Below are 2414 nucleotides of genomic sequence, written 5' to 3' on the forward strand. Positions count from 1 at the left end.
CCGCGGCGCTCGGACCGGTGTCGTCACCGGCGGCGCCGTGGATGGCGCAGTGCCCCGGCCGCCCGCCGTTCCCCGGCCGGGTGCCGGAGGACGGCATCGCCGACGAGCCCGTCGGCTCCGTCGTCGCCGGTTCGGTCGTCGGTTCGGTCGTCGGTTCCGGGGTGGTCGACACACTCGACGATCCGTCCTCGGGCCGGTCGTCAGCGCCGCAGGAGTCGGCGGCGCCCTCGGGGACAACCCCCATTTCAGCGGACGACTGCTGGCTGTCCCCGTCGTCCGGACTTCCCGGAGCCCCGGTCGTCTCGGAGGCCCCGATCATCTCCGGGGACTCGGCTCCGTCCGGCTCAGGGCTGTCCGCATCCGTCATGTCCGGGGTGGTGCCCTCCGAATGCGGAACCTCCGGGCTCCCGGTGCCGGTCGTCCCGGGGTCCTCCGGGGTTCCGGTCGTGTCCGGCTCGTCGGACTCCGGCGCCTCGTCCGTGTTCGTGGGCCGGTCCGTGGGCCCGGTGTTCGTCCCGTCCTGCGGGTCGTCGGACTCACTCGGTGCCCCGGGCTCCGCACCCGGGTCGTCCGTGTCCCCGGGGTCCTCCGGCTCGTTCGGGTCCTGACTCGGATCCTCCGGGTCTTCCGGCTGCTCGGGATCGGTCGGCTCCTCCGGGTCCTCCGGGTCCTCCGGGTCCTCCGGGTCCTCCGGGTCCTCGGGATCCTCCGGCTGCTCGGGATCGGTCGGTTCCTCCGGCTCCCCGGGATCGGTCGGTTCCTCGGGGTCTCCCGACTCCTCGGGATCGGTCGGCTCTTCCGGCTCCTCCGGGTCCGGATCGCCTTCCTCGGGCGGTGTGGATCCGGGTGGTATCGTCTCCGGCTCCTCCGACTCACCGGGCTCCTCCGACTCACCGGGCTCCTCCGACTCACCGGGCTCCTCCGACTCACCGGGCTCCTCCGGGCCGGCCGGCTCCGGACCGTCCGGGGTCGTCGACGGCGAGGACGACGGCAGCTGGGCGCCCGCGGCAGCGTCGTCGGGATAGGTGTCGACCCGCAGCGGGTCGGGCACGGCCTGCGGCACCTCGCTGTCCGGCACGCCCAGGACCCCGGTGCGGTAGGCCTCGGCCCACCGCAGCACGTTCTCCACGTACGACGAGGAGTTGTTGTACCGGTAGAGCGCGCGGCGCACCTGTTCGTCGTCCGAGAGGTCGAAACCCCCCGCGCACAGGTACCGCCCCGCGGCGACGGTCGCGTCGTGGACGTTGTTCGGGTCCGCGACGCCGTCGTCGTCGCCGTCCGCACCCCACCGGGCCCACGTCGACGGGATGAACTGCATCGGCCCGACGGCACGGTCCCAGTCCCGATCACCGTCGTGGCGGCCACCGTCGGTGTCCGGGATCGTGGCCACCGGGCCACGCCCGTCCAGGACCGGGCCCAGGATCGGCTCGCGGGTGGTGCCCGCGGCGTCGACGTATCCGCCGCGGGCGTGGCCGGACTCGATCCGCCCGATCCCGGCGAGCAGCGCCCAGTCCAGGTTGCATCCGGGCTGTTCCGCGTTCACCCGCTGCGCCGCCGCGCGGTACGCGGCCAGCACGGATTCCGGGATGCCGAGCGAGCCGGAGGTGGGCTCGTCCCGCAGCCGTAACTCGGCCGGTTCCGGCGGCTCCGGCAGGCTGCCGTCGACCGACGCCCGGGACAGACCGGGCGGATACCCGCCGACCAGCGGCATGGCGACCGTGAACTCCCGGGCAGGCGGGTCGAGCCACCGCGCGGCCGCTCCGCTGACGACCGCCACCGGCACGATCGCCAGCGATCCGCTCAGCACGGCGACCATCGTCCGGTGCCGCAGCCCGAACCGCCGGACCGCACCCGAGCTCCCGCCAGCACGCACGTTCGACCCCTCCCGCCGGAATCGCCTGGGGGCTCACCCTGCCGCAACCCACCCGGCGTTTCACACCCTTCGGACGGGATCAAACAAGTTTTGCTCCGGACGGACTAATCCCGGTGAGCACACTCCCCCGACGGCCATCCGTCCGCCCGAACGAGACGCAACGTCTCGTCACCGACCGGGTTGACCCCGGGCCCCCGGGCGAGCGTGTGGGCGAGGTGCACGTGCAGGCACTTCACCCTGGTCGGCATCCCACCGGCGGTCACGGAGTGCCCGAGCGGTTCGATCGCGTCCCGTTCGGCCAGGTACGACTCGTGCGCCCGCCGGTACCGCTCGGCGAACTCCGGGTCGTCGGCGAGCCGCGCGGTCATCTCCCGCATGGTCCCCGCCGCCTCGATCCTGCCCACCATCGCGTTCAGCGTGGGGCACGTCAGGTAGTACAACGTCGGGAACGGGGTCCCGTCCTCCAGGCGGGGGCTGGTCCGCACCACGGCGGGATGCCCGCCCGGGCAGCGCGCGGCGACGGCACGCAGCCCCCGGGGCG

At 73.9% G+C, this 2414-nt stretch carries 2 protein-coding genes; both read right to left on the minus strand.

Features of this window, described 5'->3' with window-relative positions; translation table 11 throughout:
- Positions 1 to 1873 (minus strand): lytic murein transglycosylase (locus SACHA_RS20080; RefSeq protein ID WP_019807265.1); only part of this gene is annotated, 1873 nt, incomplete at its 3' end.
- A 104-nt stretch (positions 1874 to 1977) separates the two neighbouring features.
- Positions 1978 to 2414 (minus strand): DUF501 domain-containing protein (locus tag SACHA_RS20085; protein WP_019807267.1); only part of this gene is annotated, 437 nt, incomplete at its 5' end.

Source organism: Saccharomonospora halophila 8, from assembly GCF_000383775.1.
Lineage (GTDB): Bacteria > Actinomycetota > Actinomycetes > Mycobacteriales > Pseudonocardiaceae > Saccharomonospora > Saccharomonospora halophila.